Raw genomic sequence first — 19,346 nt, 5'->3', positions numbered from 1 at the left:
TAATATGGTTTTCTTCCTTGAATTTACTTGGATGGAGGCCAAATCATAGTGGAGCGGTATCCTTTTGCTTACGACCGTTCGCAGCCGTTCATTCAGCAGGTTGCGGAATGGATCGCGGATGTGTTTTACGATATATTGCCGGAAGCGGGCTTCGAGGTTCGCGACGAGCAAATTTATATGGCGTTTCAGCTGGAACGGGCGTTTGCCGAGAAACAGGCCATTTTCGCGGAAGCGGGCGTAGGGACGGGGAAAACGCTAGTTTACTTATTGTATGCGATCTGTTACGCGCGTTATATGCAGAAGCCGGCGGTTATCGCCTGTGCCGACGAATCGTTGATCGAGCAGCTGGTCAAGCCCGAGGGGGATATCGCCAAGCTGGCCCGGCATCTGGGTATGGCCATAGACGCCAGACTCGGCAAATCGCCGGATCAGTACGTGTGTCTGGTCAAGCTCGACGAGGCGAGATTCGGATACGAGGATGTCGAGATGTACAAGGACCTGTACGAGAGCTTGCCGGAGTTTGTGCATACGCACGAAGCGCTGCAATCGTTCTACGCTTACGGCGACCGGAAGTTTTACCCGCACCTGAACGATGAGCAATGGAACAAAATCGGCTGGGACGCCTTTCAGGACTGCTTCGTCTGCGACAAAAGGCACCGCTGCGGGCAGACGCTTTCCCGCGATCACTACCGGCGGTCCGGCGATTTGATCATTTGCTCGCACGACTTCTACATGGAGCATGTGTGGACGTATGAGGGAAGAAAGCGGGAAGGCCAGCTGCCGCTGCTGCCGGACCACTGCGCCGTCGTATTCGATGAAGGACATTTGCTGGAGTCGGCCGCCCAGAAGGCGCTGACCTACAAGCTGAAGCATGTCGTATTTGAAGAACTGATTACGCGTTTGTTAAAAGGAGAAATCCGCGAATCGCTCGCGGTGCTGATCGACGAGGCGATTGAGCAGAGCGAAGCGATGTTCGGCGTCCTGGAGCGGCAAAGCCGGGAAATCCCCGGCTCCGACCGGAAGCAGATCGTCTTGAGCGATCAGCTGCTTGAGGAGGTGGACCGGTTCCGCAGCATTCTCACGGCGATTGAGGAAGAGCTTGTATTTGAGAGCGAGCTGTACACCCTGAACGCCTACCATCTGCGTATCGTCGAGGAGCATCTGGAGATGATGCAGAAGGCTTTAAGCTTGTTCGGGCAGCCGGAATCGCTCATTTGCTGGGCGACGGAAAGCGTGAACGGACTTACTCTCGTCATGATGCCGAGAACCGTGAAGGAAGTGCTGCGCGAACGGGTTTTTTCGGCAAATATGCCGATCGTGTTCTCTTCCGCTACGTTATCCGTGGACGGTTCCTTCGATTTTGTGACGGACAGCCTCGGGGTGGAGCGTTACTTGTCTTTCTCCGTCGCTTCGCCGTATGAGTACGAGCATCAAATGGAAGTTATCGCTCCCAAATGGTCTTACCGGGGGACGTTCTCGGAGAAGATGAAAACCGCCGTCAAATTGCTGGAGCATACGGAAGGCAGGGCGCTTATTTTATTCCCGTCCAAAGACGAGCTGGTGCGGTTTAAACGCGAAGTCGCTTATTATCCGGAATGCGCGGCGATGCGCTTTTGGTTCGAGGGCGACCAAGAGATCAGCCATTTGATCTCGTCGTTTCAACAGGACGAACTGAGCGTGCTGTGCGCGGTCAGCTTATGGGAGGGGCTCGACGTGCCCGGACCGTCGCTGTCGAACGTCATCGTATGGTCGCTGCCTTGGCCGCCTCAAGATCCGGTGTTTATGGCGAAGCGTCAGTCGGCGGCATCTCCGTATGAAGAGGTCGATTTGCCTTATATGCTGCTGCGTCTCAAGCAGGGAATCGGGCGGCTGATCCGCTCCCGTGACGACCGCGGCCTCGTGGCCATTCTAAGCGAAGAGCTGCACGAGAGTCCGGAACTGCGGGCGAAAGTGATGGGATTGCTGCCGGAAGCTGTCCGGTTGAAGGAATCGCTCGAAATGGTGTAAACAAATCTGTGTAAAGGCATTGGAATGAGGAGCATTTCACGTTATAATCGAGTATGGGCATTACATAGTACGAGATGCCGTTCTCGCCAATACACGCATAAGGAGCCGTATCATGGAAAAAACACTTATTTTCGGGCACAAAAACCCCGACACCGACACCATTTGCTCGGCGCTTGCTTACGCCGACTTGAAAACCAAATTAGGCCAAAACGTCGAAGCAGTCCGTCTGGGCAGCGTAAACGGGGAGACGCAATACGCATTGAACCAATTTGGCGTAGAAGCGCCGCGTTTGGTTGAAGCGGTAGCCGGCGAAGCGAAGAATGTGATCCTGGTCGACCACAACGAGCGTCAACAAAGCGCTAACGACATCGATCAAGTGCGCGTTGTCGAAGTTATCGATCACCACCGGATCGCAAATTTCGAGACAAGCCATCCGCTATACTACCGCGCTGAGCCGGTAGGCTGCACGGCAACAATCCTGAATAAAATGTACAAGGAAAACGGCATAGCCATCGATAAAAACATCGCAGGTCTGATGTTGTCCGCGATTATCTCGGATTCCTTGTTGTTCAAATCCCCGACTTGCACGGCAGAAGACGTAGCCGCCGCTCGCGAATTGGCCGAGATCGCCGGTGTGAACGCCGAGAGCTACGGTTTGGAAATGCTGAAAGCGGGAGCCGATCTGAGCGACAAAACGATCGCCCAGCTGATCTCGCTGGACGCGAAAGAATTCCAAATGGGCGCTTACAAGGTTGAGATTGCGCAAGTCAACGCCGTCGACACGAACGATGTGCTTGCGCGTCAAGCGGAATTGGAAGCGGCACTGAACGGCATTATCGCCGAGAAGGGTCTGGATCTGTTCTTATTCGTCGTGACGGATATCCTGAACAACGATTCCGTCGGACTTGCACTCGGTCGCGCGGCTCATGCGGTCGAGCAGGCGTACAACGTCAAGCTGGACGACAACAAGGCGCTGCTGAAAGGCGTCGTCTCGCGTAAATCGCAAATCGTTCCGGTATTGACCGAAGCGTTCAACAAGCTGTAAGTTTCATCATGAAGGCTGCCTGGCGAATATGCTCGGCAGCCTTTTGGCGTTGAACAAGGGTGGCAGCGTATGCAGGTGATTTCAAGGAAGGGAGCGCAAGCGGGATGCAAACTGCGGGAATCGATATCGGTACGACGTCGCTGTGCCTGATCATTGCGGATGTGCTTAGCGGAAAAGCGCTTCGGACGATCACGCGTCCGAACGATGCGGGGCTTGCGTCCTCCCGCAGTTGGGAGGCGCTGCAGCAGCCGGATCGGATTGTCCGGCTCGTGCAATCCATGATTGCCGAATGCGGCGACGAATGGCGGCATGTAGGCGCCATCGGCATTTCGTGCCAGATGCACGGCATCGTCTATGTCGACGGCAGCGGACAAGCGGTCGGACCGCTCGTCACCTGGCAGGACCGGCGCGGCGAGGAGCTTATCGATGCGGGGGGAAGCACGTACGCAGCCCGACTCGAAGCTTTGACCGGCTATCGCCTGGCGACCGGCTACGGGCTGGTCACGCATGCCTACAATGCCGCGCATGGCGAAGTGCCTGCTGAGGCCGTGGCGCTGTGCGCGATCGGCGACTACGTGGCGATGAAGCTTTGCGGCGCGGCCGCCCCCGTGACGGATGCTTCGAATGCGGCCGGCTTCGGGCTGTTCTCGCTCGGAGCGCAGCGATTCGATCTATCGGCGATGGCGAAGGCGGGGCTCGACGCCGCCATTCTGCCGAGGGTGGCCGGTGCCGGCGACACGGCGGGCCGGACGCCGGACGGCAAGCTGGTCGCCTGCGCGATCGGCGACAACCAGGCGAGTTTCCTCGGCGCGGTGAAGACGCTGAAGGGGAGCTTGCTCTTCAATATCGGCACCGGTGCGCAGGTATCCGCCTTCTCGCCGGAAGCGATGGAAGGTGAAGGCATCGAAGCGCGACCTTGCCCGGGCGGAGGTTATCTGCTGGTCGGCGCATCGCTCAACGGCGGCAAGTCGTACGCCCTGCTGGAGCGGTTTTTCCGGGAGACGTGCCGTGCGTTTATGCCGGAGTTTGGCGACGGGCGAAGTTTGTACGCGCGTATGAACGAGCTGGCGCTGGAGGCGATGGCGGAAGCGGGGCCGGACTTCCCGGCGGGGCTTGCGAATGGGCCGCAGGTCGGGACTTTGTTGTACGGGACGCGGCAGTCGCCGGGAGCGACGGGTTACATCACCGGCTTGCGGCCGTCGAACTTGACGCCGAAGCATCTGATCGTCGGATGGATGAACGGGATCATCGAGGAGCTGCTCGGGTTCGTGGAGGCGATCCCGCAGCAGCTGCGTGCCGGCGTGACGTCCGTCAGCGCTTCGGGCAACGGCATACGCCGCAATCCGGCGATGCGGCGGCTGCTGCAAGCGAGGCTGGGGCAGCAGCTATTCGTCGCAGACGTGGAGGAGGAGGCGGCGTTTGGCGCAGCCCTTCATGCGGCGGTGGCTGCGGGCTATTACGACGACCATGAAGCGGCTCTGCTCGGGATGCATAGAGGCTTCGATCAGACCTGACTCGAATAAGCGCACGGGCGTGTCAGGACAGTATCGGCTGGAAACATAGGGGTGGAACTTTTTCGCTGCCAGCCGCGTTTACGAAAGTGGAAGTGATCCGAATATAAAGGAGAGTTACGATGCATCCGCTTTGCAAACTCGGACTGATTTCAGCTTTGCTGCTGCTGGGGGCGGGCGTCCGGCAGCAGGAAGCGGAAGCGAGCTTCCCCTACCCGTCTGAAGTGGCGTTGAAGACGGAGACGCAGGTCTATGAGGCTCCGAACGAAAGGGCCGTATCCGACCTGCGTTTATCGCCCCAAACGGTGTACATCCGGGGGGTCGAGGACTCCCGTGGAACGGACGGTGTAACGTGGTACCTCGTGAACACTTGGCGCGGGGATAAATGGATACGGCTGCGCGACGAAGACTTCGCCGGTCAGGAGCAGCTCGCCGCGACCCATATCGCGCTGTTGGCGGAGACACCCCTGTACGATCGGCCCGACAGCGGCAGTCGAACCAGGATTACGCTATCGCCGCAGACCGTGCCGGCCCTTGCGATTGCCGGTTCGTTTTACAAGATCGACACGTGGCTGGGAGAAAAATGGATTCGCATCACCGGCGACCTGCTGCTCGATGTCCGGACGGAGGAGGAATCGCTCGCGCTAACCGGCGTTACCCCGGTGTTCGACCGCCCCGACGCCGACTCCCGGGTCGTCGCGGAGCTGACGCCGCAAGAGGTCGCCGCCTACGAAAGCGCGGGCGGCTGGTACCACATTCCGACCTGGCTCGGACCGAAGTGGGTGAATCCCCGCATCGCGCTGCCTGCGAAGGCGGATGACGTCAGCCGGACGATCGGGCTCACGCAGGAAACGAAGCTGTACCGATATCCGTCGTTCGAATCGAAGCCGCTCGGGATTGTGGCCCCGCAGCAGGTGAAAGTGGTCGGGCAAGCCGGCAATTGGGTGCGTATCCAGAGCGATTGGCTGGGCGACGTCTGGTTGTATCCGGTTCCCGACCCAAGCGCCTATCGCGCTCCCGTCGAAGGGCAGCCGCAGCGTGTGGCCGCCGAATGGAAGTTCAGGCAGCTGGAGATCGGTTCCTTGGGCGGACATACATACCCGTTATCGCCCTCCTTACAGCTGGAAGGGCTGACGCTGCCCGGCGCCGACGGCACGATTGAAATCGGGGCCATGCCTGTAGGGGAGGCTCTTAAGCTCGGCGTCTCGTTGACGAATACGAGTAAGCAAGCGGTCACCTTGACCGGCCCCGCCGAATTTGAACTGCAGCTGTACCGGATGGCGGGCGAGCGCAAGGTGCTTGTATGGAAGGGGCTGCTTCCGCCGCTGCCCGCGACGTCGATTCCCGGCAACGGCTCTTATTTCCTCGCAGACATTCCGTGGAACCAAAACGACTTGGATGGAAACCAAGTCCCGCAGGGCAGCTACTTGCTGCAGCTGCATGCGGTGAAACCGGTCGATTTCGTCGAGGCAAGCCGCGATGAAGAAGTGCGCCGGCTGGAGATGAGCGGCCGATTTGTTTGGCAGACCTTTGGCATTGTGATAGCTCCGGGAGGCTACCTTGGCACAGGCGGACTGCAAAGCGATCAAGGAAGAAGCCTGACCCGGTAACGGGGCATCCCGAATCCGACGAGAAGGACAGACGTATGCGACGCGTACGGCTGTCCTTTCGTCGGTTAGAGTAAACAGACTACCCTGTTGAGGAGGACTATGCATGCAGGAACTGGAACCGTCACAGGTCCGATCTATATCTTCGCTTGCCGCAGGCTGCCCCTGCTGCAAGCATCATCCGCTAACGCTGGACCGGATCGTTGTGGAAAGAGGTGCGCTGCTCGAAGCGGCGCCTTATCTGAAAGAACGCGGCTACCGCCAGGTCGCTCTCGTGTCCGATGAGAACACCTATCGCGCAGCGGGCGGCAGGCTCGCCTCAGAGCTTGCCGCAGCCGGTACTCGCACCGTACTCGCCGGGGCGAAGCCGGATGCGCAAGGAGACGTCGTGGCCGACGAAGCGGGCTTAATTCGGCTCATGCTCGACATCCCGCAAGAGGGGACCGATGCGCTGCTGGCCGTCGGGTCCGGCACCTTGCACGATATGGTTCGGTTTATCGCCTTCAAGATGGGCAAGCCGTTCATCTCTGTGCCGACCGCCCCGTCTGTCGACGGCTTTACTTCCGTTGGCGCGCCGCTCATCTTCGGCGGAGAGAAAATAACGATTCCTGCGATCGCGCCGGATGCTATCTTCGCCGACCTCGACGTGTTGATCGAGGCACCGCAGCCTCTGGTGGCGGCGGGCTTCGGCGACATGCTCGGCAAGTACACGTCGCTGTTCGACTGGCGCTTCGGCCATCTCGTTCGGGACGAGCCGTATTGTCCGGCCGCCGCGCAAATTACGAAGCAAGCGCTCCTCGCTTGCGTCCGGAACGCGGAAGCGATCGCGGAGCGAAGCACGGAGGGCCTACGCATTCTGATGAACGCGCTGATCGAGTCAGGGCTTGCGATGCAGCTGTTCGGGCAGTCGCATCCGGCGTCGGGGGCAGAGCACCATTTATCCCACTATTGGGAGATGGAGTATTTGCGTCTCGGCCGAAAGCAGCTGCTGCATGGCGCCAAGGTGGGCGTTGCCTGCGCGGTCATCGCGCAGACCTATCACCGGCTCGCCGCGGACGAGTCGTTCGACAAGCTTGCCGCGGGCCACGGCGAAGAGCTGCGGCGCGGTGTGCGCGAGATTCCAACCGCCGATGAACTGAAGCGGCTGCTGCTGCAAGCAGGTGGTCCGGAAACGGCGGATCAGCTTGGCATCGACGACGAATTGCTGTCCAGAAGCTTGCGCGAAGCGCCCCGGGTAAGGCCGAATCGATTCACGCTGCTGCATGCGGTTCATGCATCGGAGCAATCGTCATGTCGTTTATAAACTTAGAGATCCGTAATCTCATCCGTAATCTTATACTTTATAGTAAGCTTAGTCCGATTACCGCCGGCATTTTACTATTGCAACATGATAGAACTAGCAGGAGATAGCGGAACAATGGTGTCTTCTTTAAGGGCTCTACGCTGCATGCAGTGCTGGAAATGCTACCCATACCGCAGCAGAGAAACGGCAAGACTCGTTACCGTGGCTGCCTTTCAAGCACGATGAATAAATCAAGAATCCTGACGTTTTCAGCCAATTTTCAGCCAACGTTCAAGCAGCGCTCAGCTATCCTTCATGTTCGTTTAAGATTGGGCGCCTATACTTCAAAGTGTAGAACAAAAACTAAACGAAAACACAAAGGAGAAATGAACATGAATACGATTGGCAAAAAAATCGCAGCAGGTACGGTAGCAGCAGCTTTCTTACTCGGAGGCGCAGGGTTGTACTACACGCAGGCTTACGCGGCGGACACGGCGGCGGACACGAGCGTGACGGACGGCAGCAGCCAGGCGCAGAAGCCGAATGGCCAGCACGGCTTCGGCAAACGCGGTAATCGCGAAGGAGGCGAGCAAGGCTTCGAGCGCGGCGGGCGCGGAGGCTTCGGCATGAAGGGCGGCATCATCGAGGAAACGGCGACTGTGCTCGGAGTTGAGGCATCCGTGATCCAAAGCGAGCTTCAGCAGCAAAAAACGCTCGCCCAAATCGCGCAGGAGAAGGCGGGTTTAAGCGAAGAGGCGTTCGTGCAAAAGCTGGTCGAAGCGGAGACCCAAAAATTGGACGACGCCGTCAGCGCCGGTACGATCACGCAAGAGCAAGCCGATAAGCACAAAACGGACTTGGCGGATCGTCTGAAGCAGGCGGTTAACGGCACGGGGAAAGGCCCGGGCGGGTTCCTCGGAGGCAAGGGCGGACACGGCGGGCATGGCGGATTCGGAATGTTCGGCAATCCGGAGTCGTTGTCGACCCTGCTCGGCATCACCCAGCAAGAGCTGACTTCGGCCTTGCAGCAAGGCAAGTCGCTGTCTGAAATCGCGCAGGAAAAAGGAATTTCTCAAGATCAATTGATCGCCAAGCTGAAAGAAAACATGGACGAGGCCCTCAAGCAATTCGTCGAACGCAAGCATGACGGCCAAACGCCGCCGGCATCGTCTGCGGCGCCTGCGCCAGCCGAGTCTGCGCCTGCTGCAGCGTCGGGAGCGTAAGCGCGGCCTGACTGCGAATCCAACCTCATGAAAGCTCAAGCGGTCTGCCCAAGGGGCAGGCCGTTTTGTCATGGTCCAGACTTCAGCAAAGTATCCGGCAGCACAGGCGTGAATCGCCGCAGCGGAACTATGCACGTACTCACCAATCGGGGAGATCGCCCATATGTTAGTAGCAGCAGGCATATTGAGAGGGGAGCGTGTGAAGATGGCGTATGACGAGCGTAAAGCGACCGCTTGGGCGCAAGCCTTCCTGCCGGAGGGGGCGGAGTTGATCCGGTACGGGCAGACAGGACATCCCATGTGGGTTGCAGCGGATTTTGACGGGGACGGACGGTCCGAGATTGCGGCTGCGTATCGTAAGGGCAGCGATGCCCATGTTCTTGTTCTAAAAGCGGTCGGAGCGGACTGGCGGCCGGCAGCGGATTTGAAGGGGAACGGTTATTCGGTCAGTACGCTGCAGGCCGCTCCGGTCACCGGCCGAAACCGGATGGATCTTGTCGTCGGCTGGCAGGTCGGGGCTATAGGATCCGAGCTTTCCGTTTACGATTGGCAGGATGGTACGGCGAAGGACGTCGCTCCGGCGGGGGTATCGTTCACGTATGTGGAAGCGGCGGATTTGCCTGGCGCGCACGAACGTGACGGTATTGCAGAGCTTGCGTTATGGGCGCACGACACGGGAGAAGCTTACCATGTTGACGTGTACCGGCTTCAGGAAGGAGAACTCGTTCCCGCCTACGACGTATATCCGTATTATTTTCCGAAGGTCGCCCAGTACTATGAACGGTTGGCGTGGATGTATCCGGGTTATTCGTTCTACGGAGAACATCTGCAAGAGGCCCGGAACAAAGCCCGACAGTCCGAAGCTGGGGATTCCGCACAATCCGGGGAACTCATGCGGGCGGGCGAGCTCTATCCCGCAGCCGAGAAAACAAAGAACGGTACGAAGTGGGGATATATCAATCTCAACGGAAAAATGATCATCTCGCCGCAATACGATGAAGCGAATCCGTTTCAGGACAACGGACTGGCGATCGTCAGTGTGGACGGACGCAGCGGGGCTATCGACCGCCGAAACCAGTACCGCGTAAAGCCGAAGTTTGATTCGATATCCCCGTTCACCGAAGGCCGGGCGATCGCGATCGACCGCGACGGCTTTAAAGTGATCGACGAGCAAGGCTCCGTGCTGACGGCGAAGGCGTACAGCTTCATCAGTCCTTACCGTGACGGGCTGGCAATGGCTTCCGCGCCCGGTTCGGCCGCCGGCCCATACGGTTATTTGAACCTGCAGGGCGGCGAAGCGATTCCTTTCGTATATGAAAGTGCCGGAGATTTCAAGGACGGCAAAGCCGTCGTCAAGGTGAAAGACGGGGAGTATGCGCTAATCGGGCGTGACGGCAATCGTCTGCATACGTACAACCTTGAATATGCCGGTGGCCTTGGGGAAGGCTTGCTCACATTCAAGCGGGAGAAGGGCGGCAAGTACGGGTATATGAACGAGCAGGGCGAGGTTGTCATCGCTCCGCAGTATGTGTTCGCGCAGCCCTTCCGGGACGGGCGCGCGGTAGTAAATATGGAATGGGATCTGGGCGATCGGTACGGATTGATCGACCCGAAGGGCGAATACGTGCTGAAGCCTCAATACAACCGACTGGATCAGCTTGGCGAGCATCGGCTTGCCGTCGGTTACCCGATCGATGCCAGTCAGCCTTTTATCGGATCGAAATATGCGATTGCGGACGACCGCGGGCGTTTTTTGACGAAACCGGTTTTTTACGGGGTTCAGGAGTATGCCCAAGGACTAGCTTCGGTTTACGACGATCGAAACACCTATTTCATCGACACCGGCGGACGTCCGGCGCCGGGACTGCCTTCCGTCCCCGGCAGCGGGACGTTGACGTTGATGGGCCCGCTGATCCAGGCGAACGTCGACCGGCGAACGTCGTATTTGGACGCTGCGGAGCGCGTCGTCTGGGAACCGAGCCAAACGCTGAAGCTGCGCGGGTCGTACGAGCTGCATGAGCTCAAGTATAAGCCGAACCGCGACTATCTCGTTTATTACCCGCAGATCAAGGGCATGCAAAATTCATTGGCGCAGCGAAAAGCGAATCAAAAGCTGGCAGAGCTCTCGCAAGTGAAGCCGATCGGCGAAGAGCAGTTGATCTACAGCTATACGGGCGAATATGAAGTCGCGTTCTTCCGTAAACGGCTGCTCGTGCTGGAGCTTACGGGATACAACTACCCGTATGGCGCGGCACACGGCATGCCCAGCCGGATTTACCCCCATGTCGACCTGCAGAGCGGGCGGTTTTACGAGCTGAAAGATTTATTCAAAACCGGCGCCGACTATGTGAAGACGCTCAGCGCGATCATCGGCGAGCAAATCCGGACCGATCCGAAGTATGACTACGTCTTTCCGGACAGTTACAAAGGCATAGCGCCGAATCAGCCGTTTTACGTCAAAGGGGATGCGCTGTACATCTATTTCAATCCGTATGATATCGCGCCATATGCAGCCGGTTTTCCGACTTTCCGCATTCCTTACTCGAAGATCCGCAGCATTCTCGGCACCGATAAGCCATTCTGGAAGGCGTTTCATCGATAATGCGTGAAGAACGATCGCCGAGACCATTCGGCTGACGCCTGGAGCAGCCGAACGAACCTCCTCGGCGGTATTTTTATGAAGAACATGCTCAACCGGCAACCGGGATTCGTCCGGATGTATAGCGAATGAGGTATACTGTTTAAGCGGCAGCTTGCAAGAAATCGTCCCGGACAGGTTGACCGTATCTTTCTTATTATTTACGATATACTCAATCACTGAATGGCACGAACCCGGCAGCCCGTTATTAGCAAGCATTCGGCTGAAAGACGGGGAATGACCACATGGAAGTTCCGGAGGTTTACCATACACTTGGGGGAATAGAAACATGTATTCTTCGTTTCGAATGAGCGAAGCTTTGGCCGGAGCCATTGTGGAAGCTGCCAAAGAAGTCATCGGGCATGACGTTAATTTCATTAATCCGGACGGCAAAATTATCGCCAGTACCGACAAGCAGCGGATCGGCACGTTTCATCAGGCGGGGATGCAGGTGCACGGGGAAGGGCGGCCGATTGAGGTAACCGCATCCGAAGCTTATTTAGGCTCGCGTCAAGGTATCAATTATCCCGTTATCATTGACGGTCAGCGTATAGGCGTTATCGGCATTTCGGGGGACCCCGACGAATGCCGTTCCCTGGGCTTCCTGCTTACGAAAATTACGGAAGTTCTGATTAAGGAACAAATGCTGGCACGGGAAACGCAGTCGCAGGATGAGCTGCGCTCGGCGGTGACCCGGCTGCTGGTGTTTGGCGAGGCCGCGGAGGAAACGCATGGCTGGCGGGGAAGGCTGAGTCAGCTTGGCGTCGACATGGAAGAGGGCGCGTTTGTCCTTGTCGTTGAAGACCGCAGACCGGGACGAGAACGTTCGGGCAGCGCATATTCCATGCATGATGTCGTCCAGCAATGGCATTTAAAGCTGTATACGTATCTGTTCCCGAATCAATACATTGCGATAGCCGGGCAATCCCGTTATAAAGCCATCGTGCAGGACATATCGGCGCATCCGGCGCACGGGCCGGACAAGCTGACGGTCGGGATCGGCAGTATAGCGGCTTGGGAACAACTTTCTTTATCGTATCGGCACGCAAGGTTGGCTTTGCAGTATGCGGTATCCATCGGCGAGCGGATTTGCGAATACGAATCGCTGGAATTAGGGCTGCTGCTGGCAGGCCTGGATCCGGGGGTGAAGCGGGACTTCGCCGGCAAACGGCTGGGCGGGCTTACTTCGGAAGAGCGGATGCTGCTGAGGACGTATTTTTTGCATAATTTATCGCTTAAAGAAACCGCTGCCGCCTTGTATATGCACAAGAATACGCTGCAGTACAGGCTGGATAAAATCGCGGAAAAAACCGGGCTGGATCCAAGACAGTTCCGCGACTCGGTCAGCATGTACCTGGCGCTGCTGGTTCAAGATGAAGATGTGTAAGCGAGGGGAACATTCAGTACTTGTAACAAAAAGGAGGAGCAAGCTTTGGTACGCGGAACGTTCCGCTTCGGAACCTGTTCTCTTATAATGGGACTATTCATATATAATGGGTCTATTCATCAGGGATAAAGGGGCGGGATCATATGAAAGTCGTGATTGCGATCGATTCGTTCAAGGGCAGTGTTTCCTCCATGGCAGCCAGTACAGAAATCGCTGCAGGCATTAACGAGGTGTACCCGGAGGCGGACAATGTTATCCTGCCGCTTGCCGACGGCGGGGAAGGCACAGTTGAAGCGCTTGTGTCCGCTACGGGCGGCCAGATCCGCTCCGTTCAGGTGACAGGACCGCTTCAGCAGCCTGTACAGGCATCCTACGGTATTCTGGGGAATGGACTTACGGCAGTCATCGAAGTGGCGGCCGCCTGCGGGCTGCCGCTTGTGCCCGTAGAGCACAGGAATCCGCTGCGTACCACCACATACGGCGTGGGCGAGCTCATTCTCGACGCGATCGGTCAAGGCTGCCGCGAGTTTGTGATCGGGCTGGGCGGAAGCGCCACGAACGATGCGGGAATCGGCATGCTTCAAGCCTTAGGCTACCGGTTCACAGATGAAGCGGGGAACGATGCAGGCCATGGCGGGGAAGCCTTGCTGCGCATCCGCAGCATAGATGCGGCCCATGCCTGCCCGGAGCTAGGACAATGCGTATTCAAGATTGCTTGCGATGTAGACAATCCGCTGTACGGACCGGACGGTGCCGCTTATGTGTTTGGGCCGCAAAAGGGTGCGAGTCCAGAGATGGTAGAGGTGCTGGACGAAGGATTAGCCGGATTCGCCGGCGTCGTGCAGAGGGCGTTCGGCGTCAATGTTCAGAACATTCCGGGAGCGGGAGCGGCGGGCGGACTCGGTGCGGCTTTTGCCGTCTTTTTGCAAGGCAAGCTTCAGTCGGGAGTCGGGCTGGTGCTGGACATCATCGGCATGGAGGAGAAGCTGCACGGCGCCCATATCGTGATCACCGGGGAAGGAAGGCTGGATGGACAAACGTCCATGGGGAAAGCCCCTTCAGGTGTCGCCCGGCTTGCGCAAAAGCACGGCATACCGGTCATTGCGCTGGCAGGCGGGGTAACGAAAGAGGCTTCCGGCCTGAACGACTTGGGGATTACCTCGTTTTTTTCCATTGTCAACGGTCCCGTATCGCTCGAACAAGCCATGGAACCTGACGAAGCGCGTTATAATCTGAGGCGCACCGCCGAGCAATTGTTCAGATTGATCCAGGCGGTGAGTCCTGGGTGCAACAATGACAACAACGCAGGTGATAAGGGAAATCGTGCGTGAATCAGGAAGCGAAGCCGCTGGTTGTCATTCATACCCTCTTCCACCATACACCCGTGCATTCCGGGACGGTTTGCAGATTGGCGGCGCTTACTTTGTCCGCGATATCAGGGCCAAAGAAGAACCTCGATAACCGCTCCGCTTCGTCGACGGATGTGAATCGGTAATCCGTTCGAATCCAGGCATGTGAAAATCCGTATTCCGTCTCCAGCGCATGAAAATAACTTGTAAGGAAATCCGGTGGATTCGGTTGTTCGTCGCCGGTTCCGAAGTTTTCCATAATGATTGCCGTTCCCGACGGGCGTAAAATTCGTTGAATTTGCGCAAGGATCGTTTCCAAATGAACGTTCCATCGATCGACCTTGGAATTCGCCGAATAGCAAATCGTCCATCCGGCTGTCACGACATCAACGGAATGATCGGGCAGCGGCAAGCGCCGGTTATCGGCCACACAGGTTTCCCAATTCGTTAGTCCCGTACGCTTCAGTTTGTCTGCGGCGATGTCCAGCATCGCTTGCGAGGCATCTATGGCGACGACCGATTGGACATACGGAGCGAGCAAACAGGATAGTCTTCCCGTTCCCGCGCCTATATCCGCGACGTCCAGATGCTCGAGATTCGGGAGGAGCCTGCGGAAAGTTTCCATGATGTTGTGCCGGCAGTCCTCCCGCGATATGAGTAAATCGTACTGTGCCGCTTCGTTCGTGTAAATGTGGTCATGATCCGGCATCCCTGTCATCCTCCCAGTGCTTAGTCCTGCATCCAGAATGGGGGTTGACCTTGGGTGAAGGTCAAGGCTTTAATTTTTCCGGACGGCGTAGATCACATGGACCCATGGATTCATCTGATGTTGAACGGTAATGAATTCGTGGTTGTGGAACCACTCCAATAGTTTGGAGCGATCCGAGGGGTGTTTATCGGACCGTGCTTGGAAAGGGTTATGGTTATGATCGAACATGAGACCGGATATGCAAATTCGCCCGTTCGGTTTAAGAACCCTGTTCATTTCCTCCAATGCAAGCATTTGCTGCGCCTCGTCAAGGTGGTGAAAAGCAAAAGCGGTGACCACAAAGTGAAACTGCTTATCCAGAAAAGGAAGGGATAGCGCGTTGCCGAGTTTGGTCGGCAGCTGGGGGAACTTGTCCCGACACCGGGCAAGCATCTCCTTGGACTGGTCGATGGCGTGCATGGAAGCGCCTGTTGCCAGAAGCTTGCCCGCCAGATTGCCGGTTCCCGTGCCGATATCCAAACCCGCTTCGTCACGCTGCGGGGCCACCCACTGCCGCATAAATTCCAACACGGCTTCATATTCCTGTGCGGAAATAAACGGACCTGCCGCAAATAAAGGGGCGGATTGATCGTAATCGCCGGCTATGCGGTCGAAGCCCCATTTATCCTGCCATGCGGAGTGGCCTTTTTGATGTTTGAAATCTTCCGCAAGCTGGAACAAATCCTCGAGGTGCAGCCCCTGCTTGGCTTCAAGACGGGCAATTAATTCGTCGGTCATGGCAATGGCATATTTCAGCTCCACCCATTTTGAAACCATGGACATTCTTTGCATTTCAAGATCATGATGCACCTCTGCGGTGTCGCCCTGATCGTATTTATCCAGCAGCTTGCGGATTTGATTCAAGCCCAATCCGATTTCACGGAGTGAAGCGATCATTTGCAGCCGCCAAGCATCATGCTCCGTGTAAGTTCGGTAACCGTTGCCGGTGCTTCTCTGCGGTTTAAGCAATCCTTTCTGTTCATATAAACGGATCGCTCGCGGCGTTACGTTAACACGCCTGGCAAGATCATTAATTTTCATAGAGCCGCCTCCCCCAACTAGTATAAATGATGACCCAAGGTGAAGGTACAGCTGATCCGGTGCGGAAACGAATGGGGGGTGGACGTCGGCCGGAAAAAAAGGGCCGCTTTCGATTGTTGAATGTCGAAAGCGGCCTTCGTTATACAGGCCGGCCCAACGCGTACTCAGCGTTCCGTTATTTGCGCAAAGCGATCAATACGGCCAGCCATACGAGGCCGAAGACGACGGCGAGCCGATCGGCGCGGGTCCAGACAAGCAGCCGGCTGCGGCTCGAGACGAGCGGACGCCGTCCGATTTTTTTCATTTCCATGGCGATCGTCATATTCTCGGCGCGATGAAACAAAGACAGCAGCAGCGGCACGATCAGCGCCGGGATATCCCGTGGCCTGACGGTGCCCGGCTGCAGCGGAGCTTTGCCTCTGGCGCGCACGATGTCCGAGAAGCGCTGCCATTCGTTCAGGATCATCGGGATGAAACGAAAAATAAGCGATACGGCGAGGGCGAACGAATCGACGGGCAGCTTGGCTTTTTTGCCATAGGCAAGCGCCCAGTTTAAGCCTTCGACCATGCGGCCGTACGGCGTCGTGACGGCGAACCATAAGCTGGCGAGGGTGACGACGAACAGGCGGAATACGTTGAAGCCGGTTGTCATCGCCTGCGCCTGGGAGAAACCGATCCGGGGAAATCCGTCTCCCGTCGTTAACGTCACCCCCGCAAGCGTGACCGAGATCGCAAAAAATAATAGCAGCAGGCGGGCGAACTTCAGCAGGCCGGCCCATACCGGCCGAGGCAGGCCTGCGAAGCCGAGCAGCACGGGGATGAGCGCGACCGTAAGGCCGGTCCAGTGCTGCTGCATCATCGTGCCGATGACGAGCAGCACGTACAGCAGCCATTTCGACCGGGGGTCGAGCCGGTACCCGATTGAAGAAGGCGCGCTTTCTGCGGAAATGCGCGTCTGCGCGAGCTTCTCGCCGGCTGTGCCCGCAGGCGGAGCTTGCGCTGCCGGGCTAGCCGGGGCAGCCGCTTCCGCTTCCGGCACGGCCGTGCCCGCAAGCGCGGCGACGATCGCATCAGCCGCCGCTTCCGGCGTGAGCCGGTCGGCCGGCAGACGCAGTCCGTGCGCGGCGAACGCCTGCGCCAGCGCAACGCAGCTCGGCAGGCCGACGCCGGCGTCCTGCAGCGAACCGGGCTCGCGGCATAACGCCTCCGGCGTGGCATCGGCGACGATGCCGCCGTCCTGCAGCACAATGACGCGATCCGCGATAGGCAGGAATGTGTCGAGATCGTGCGTGGCGATCACGATGCCTCCGCGGCTCGCAGCACGTCTGCGGCGTTCGATGAACGCGAGCAGCTCCTGCACTGCAGCCGCTTCCAGACCTGCGGTCGGTTCATCCATCAGCAGCCAATCCGGTTTCGTCGCCGTCGTGCTCGCCAGGGCGAGCCGGCGGCGCTGGCCGCCGCTAAGCGCGAACGGGGAGCGGTCCGGCTCGAACGTGCCGCTATAGTCCCACTCCGCCCGCGCGTCGGCGATTCGCCGCTTGCAGTCCTCGGGCTTCAGCTTATATGGCCGCAGCGAGTATGCGAACTCGTGCCGGATGCTGCGGGCGAACAGCTGTTGCTCGGGAAATTGAAACACGAGACCGAGCCGAAGCAAATGAGCGCTGGCGACGCGGCCTTTCCGCCATAGCGGCTCCCCGTCAAGCCGAACCGCGCCCGAAGTCGGCGTCTTCAACCCGGCGAGCGTCTGCAGCAAGGTCGATTTGCCGGAGCCGGTCCGACCGATCAGCAGCGTGACGGTCCCGTTCGCGAGCGTTAAGTCGACGCCGTTCAGCAGCAGCCGCTGCGGATCGTTCGGCGCGGCGACGGCCACGCGCTCCAAGCTTAGCGGCATGGCGGCACCACCGCCTTCGCCAAGTCGTCCGCATGCAGCGGCAGCTCGCGCAGCGGCACGCCCCGCCGGAGCAGGGCCGCCGCCGTGCGCACGACGAAGGGCGGCTCAAGCGCCAGCCGCTCGCAAGGCGCGGCCGGAATCGCAGACGGCTGCCGTTCGAGCGATTCCGGCCGCTCCGCGCCGTACAAAAACAAGCGCGGCGAGCCGTCGAACGCGAGGGCGCCTTCGTTCAAAGCGATGACGCGCTCGCTTGCCGCGGCTTCCTCCAGCCGGTGTGTGATCCAGACGACCGCGGCGCCGTCCCGGTGCGCCTCGCGCACCGCTTCCAGCACCTGCCCGCGGGCGTCCGGATCGAGCATGGCCGTCGGTTCGTCCAGTACAAGCACATCCGGACGAACGGCGAGCGCCAGGGCGATGTTCAGCAGCTGCTTCTGACCCCCCGACAATTCCCCGATCGGCGTGGAAGCGGGCAGCGGCAGCCTGACGCGCCGCAGCGCTTCGTGCTGCCGCCGTTCGAATTCGTCCGCCGGCAGTCCGATGGCGCCGAGGACGAAGTGAAACTCTTCCTCGATCGTGTCGCCAAGCACCTGCGCATCCGGATGCTGCATCACGCCGCGTACGACGACGCGGCCGCTCGGGATGACGCGGCCTTGGGACAACGGGCAGCTGCCGAGCAATATGCCGGCCAAGGTGCTTTTGCCGCTGCCGTTGGAGCCGGTGACGGCGATCCATTCGCCGGGGCGGATGTCCAGCGAGAAGCCGTTTAATGCCTTGCGCACGCCCTCCGATTCGGAAGCGAAGTGAACGGAGGCGTCATGTATAGAAATCAGAGGGGAGAAAACAGACATAATAAACGACCTTTCCGTATAAAAAAAATGTTGTAGGCACTCTCGAATTGTTAACCACATTGTGTTAATATAGGTTAACGATATAACCATATCAAAAATGAGAGGGTCGTTCAATCATGAAATTATCGCTTCGTGGAATCGTATTTAGTGCGCTCCTTGCCGCTTTATTGGTGCTGTTCGGTTATGTGAGCATCCCGCTGGGCTTCACCCCGGTCCCCATTACGCTGCAAACGCTCGCCGTCATGCTCGCCGGAGGCTTGCTGGGCGCGTGGTACGGCTTTCTCAGCATGGCGCTCGTCGTCGTCCTGACCGCTATCGGATTTCCGCTGCTGCACGGTACGGGAGGCTTGCCCGTATTGTTTGGCCCGACCGGCGGCTACGTCATCATGTGGCCATTCGCTGCGCTGTTGATCGGCTTGCTGCTGCCACGCATTCGCATGAGAGGAGCGCTAGGTTATGCAGCCGCGTTCCTCGTTCTGGAAGTATTCGGCTCCCTGCTGCTGTATGTGACCGGCGTACCTTGGCTTGCTCACGTCACCGGGTTATCGTTCGAGAAAGCCATGATCGCCGGATGTTACCCGTATTTGCTGGGCGATGCGATCAAAGCGGCCGTGGCGACGCTGATCATCTCGCCGGTTCGTCAAGTGTTCCCGCCGGAGCGGTTAACGGGCTCTTCCGGAAGTCGCGTCATTTCTTTAGATTAACGGAAGCAACTAAAAAAGCAAGTGACGGAATTTGTTCCGCCGCTTGCTTTTTTTGGTAGGCGCTG

At 58.3% G+C, this 19,346-nt stretch carries 14 protein-coding genes; 10 read left to right on the top strand and 4 right to left on the bottom strand.

Going from position 1 to position 19,346, the window contains the following annotated elements; all coding sequences use genetic code 11:
* Positions 1-48 precede the first annotated feature (48 nt).
* The 9 genes from PVA01S_RS09150 to PVA01S_RS09110 all read left to right on the top strand — a co-directional run bounded on the left by PVA01S_RS09150 (position 49) and on the right by PVA01S_RS09110 (position 14,031).
* Complete coding sequence (locus PVA01S_RS09150) at positions 49-2,007, top strand: ATP-dependent DNA helicase (protein ID WP_127607003.1); 1,959 nt, start codon at positions 49-51, stop codon at positions 2,005-2,007.
* Positions 2,008-2,119: 112 nt separating this feature from the next.
* Complete coding sequence (locus PVA01S_RS09145; protein WP_127607001.1) at positions 2,120-3,052, top strand: manganese-dependent inorganic pyrophosphatase; 933 nt, start codon at positions 2,120-2,122, stop codon at positions 3,050-3,052.
* A 104-nt stretch (positions 3,053-3,156) separates the two neighbouring features.
* Complete coding sequence (locus PVA01S_RS09140) at positions 3,157-4,566, top strand: sedoheptulokinase (protein ID WP_127606999.1); 1,410 nt, start codon at positions 3,157-3,159, stop codon at positions 4,564-4,566.
* 119 nt (positions 4,567-4,685) lie between these two features.
* A complete protein-coding gene (locus PVA01S_RS09135; RefSeq protein ID WP_127606997.1) occupies positions 4,686-6,173 on the top strand; it encodes an SH3 domain-containing protein in 1,488 nt (495 codons plus the stop codon).
* 103 nt (positions 6,174-6,276) lie between these two features.
* Complete coding sequence (locus PVA01S_RS09130; RefSeq protein WP_127606996.1) at positions 6,277-7,473, top strand: sn-glycerol-1-phosphate dehydrogenase; 1,197 nt, start codon at positions 6,277-6,279, stop codon at positions 7,471-7,473.
* 371 nt (positions 7,474-7,844) lie between these two features.
* Positions 7,845-8,675: a hypothetical protein gene (locus PVA01S_RS09125; RefSeq protein ID WP_127606994.1), complete on the top strand. Its 831-nt coding sequence runs from the start codon at positions 7,845-7,847 to the stop codon at positions 8,673-8,675.
* A 163-nt stretch (positions 8,676-8,838) separates the two neighbouring features.
* Entirely contained in the window at positions 8,839-11,277 is a 2,439-nt protein-coding gene (locus PVA01S_RS09120) for a WG repeat-containing protein (protein WP_244932929.1), read from the top strand.
* 325 nt (positions 11,278-11,602) lie between these two features.
* The gene (locus tag PVA01S_RS09115) at positions 11,603-12,700 is read left to right on the top strand and encodes a CdaR family transcriptional regulator (RefSeq protein WP_127606992.1); all 1,098 of its coding nucleotides are present in this window, start codon (positions 11,603-11,605) and stop codon (positions 12,698-12,700) included.
* Between the two features lie 143 nt (positions 12,701-12,843).
* Positions 12,844-14,031: a glycerate kinase family protein gene (locus PVA01S_RS09110; protein WP_127606990.1), complete on the top strand. Its 1,188-nt coding sequence runs from the start codon at positions 12,844-12,846 to the stop codon at positions 14,029-14,031.
* A gap of 28 nt (positions 14,032-14,059) precedes the next feature.
* On the opposite strand, the gene PVA01S_RS09105 is transcribed toward PVA01S_RS09110, so the two are convergent.
* The 4 genes from PVA01S_RS09105 to PVA01S_RS09090 all read right to left on the bottom strand — a co-directional run bounded on the left by PVA01S_RS09105 (position 14,060) and on the right by PVA01S_RS09090 (position 18,577).
* Positions 14,060-14,767: a class I SAM-dependent methyltransferase gene (locus PVA01S_RS09105; protein WP_127606988.1), complete on the bottom strand. Its 708-nt coding sequence runs from the start codon at positions 14,765-14,767 to the stop codon at positions 14,060-14,062.
* A 60-nt stretch (positions 14,768-14,827) separates the two neighbouring features.
* Positions 14,828-15,838: a MerR family transcriptional regulator gene (locus PVA01S_RS09100; RefSeq protein WP_127606986.1), complete on the bottom strand. Its 1,011-nt coding sequence runs from the start codon at positions 15,836-15,838 to the stop codon at positions 14,828-14,830.
* 175 nt (positions 15,839-16,013) lie between these two features.
* Complete coding sequence (locus tag PVA01S_RS09095; RefSeq protein WP_127606984.1) at positions 16,014-17,729, bottom strand: ATP-binding cassette domain-containing protein; 1,716 nt, start codon at positions 17,727-17,729, stop codon at positions 16,014-16,016.
* Positions 17,720-18,577, bottom strand: a complete 858-nt coding sequence (locus tag PVA01S_RS09090; RefSeq protein WP_127606982.1) for an ATP-binding cassette domain-containing protein — start codon at positions 18,575-18,577, stop codon at positions 17,720-17,722. The genes PVA01S_RS09095 and PVA01S_RS09090 overlap by 10 nt, the downstream gene beginning before the upstream one ends.
* Positions 18,578-18,693: 116 nt before the next feature.
* On the opposite strand from PVA01S_RS09090, the gene PVA01S_RS09085 reads away from it, so the two are divergent.
* Entirely contained in the window at positions 18,694-19,281 is a 588-nt protein-coding gene (locus PVA01S_RS09085) for a biotin transporter BioY (RefSeq protein ID WP_054800392.1), read from the top strand.
* Positions 19,282-19,346 lie beyond the last annotated feature (65 nt).

The organism is Paenibacillus validus NBRC 15382 (assembly GCF_004000985.1).
GTDB classification, from domain to species: Bacteria; Bacillota; Bacilli; order Paenibacillales; family NBRC-103111; genus Paenibacillus_G; species Paenibacillus_G validus.
The sequence above is the reverse complement of the archived record's forward strand: the minus strand, read 5'-3'. Positions and strand labels throughout refer to the sequence as shown.

Bases quoted from the DNA above. Each gene is read 5' to 3' on its own strand.
- PVA01S_RS09105 (WP_127606988.1), bottom strand. From the start codon at position 14,767: ATGACAGGGATGCCGGATCATGACCACATTTACACGAACGAAGCGGCA.
- PVA01S_RS09085 (WP_054800392.1), top strand. From the start codon at position 18,694: ATGAAATTATCGCTTCGTGGAATCGTATTTAGTGCGCTCCTTGCCGCT.
- PVA01S_RS09130 (WP_127606996.1), top strand. From the start codon at position 6,277: ATGCAGGAACTGGAACCGTCACAGGTCCGATCTATATCTTCGCTTGCC.
- PVA01S_RS09090 (WP_127606982.1), bottom strand. From the start codon at position 18,577: ATGTCTGTTTTCTCCCCTCTGATTTCTATACATGACGCCTCCGTTCAC.
- PVA01S_RS09125 (WP_127606994.1), top strand. From the start codon at position 7,845: ATGAATACGATTGGCAAAAAAATCGCAGCAGGTACGGTAGCAGCAGCT.
- PVA01S_RS09120 (WP_244932929.1), top strand. From the start codon at position 8,839: ATGTTAGTAGCAGCAGGCATATTGAGAGGGGAGCGTGTGAAGATGGCG.
- PVA01S_RS09110 (WP_127606990.1), top strand. From the start codon at position 12,844: ATGAAAGTCGTGATTGCGATCGATTCGTTCAAGGGCAGTGTTTCCTCC.
- PVA01S_RS09135 (WP_127606997.1), top strand. From the start codon at position 4,686: ATGCATCCGCTTTGCAAACTCGGACTGATTTCAGCTTTGCTGCTGCTG.
- PVA01S_RS09140 (WP_127606999.1), top strand. From the start codon at position 3,157: ATGCAAACTGCGGGAATCGATATCGGTACGACGTCGCTGTGCCTGATC.
- PVA01S_RS09115 (WP_127606992.1), top strand. From the start codon at position 11,603: ATGTATTCTTCGTTTCGAATGAGCGAAGCTTTGGCCGGAGCCATTGTG.
- PVA01S_RS09145 (WP_127607001.1), top strand. From the start codon at position 2,120: ATGGAAAAAACACTTATTTTCGGGCACAAAAACCCCGACACCGACACC.
- PVA01S_RS09095 (WP_127606984.1), bottom strand. From the start codon at position 17,729: ATGCCGCTAAGCTTGGAGCGCGTGGCCGTCGCCGCGCCGAACGATCCG.
- PVA01S_RS09100 (WP_127606986.1), bottom strand. From the start codon at position 15,838: ATGAAAATTAATGATCTTGCCAGGCGTGTTAACGTAACGCCGCGAGCG.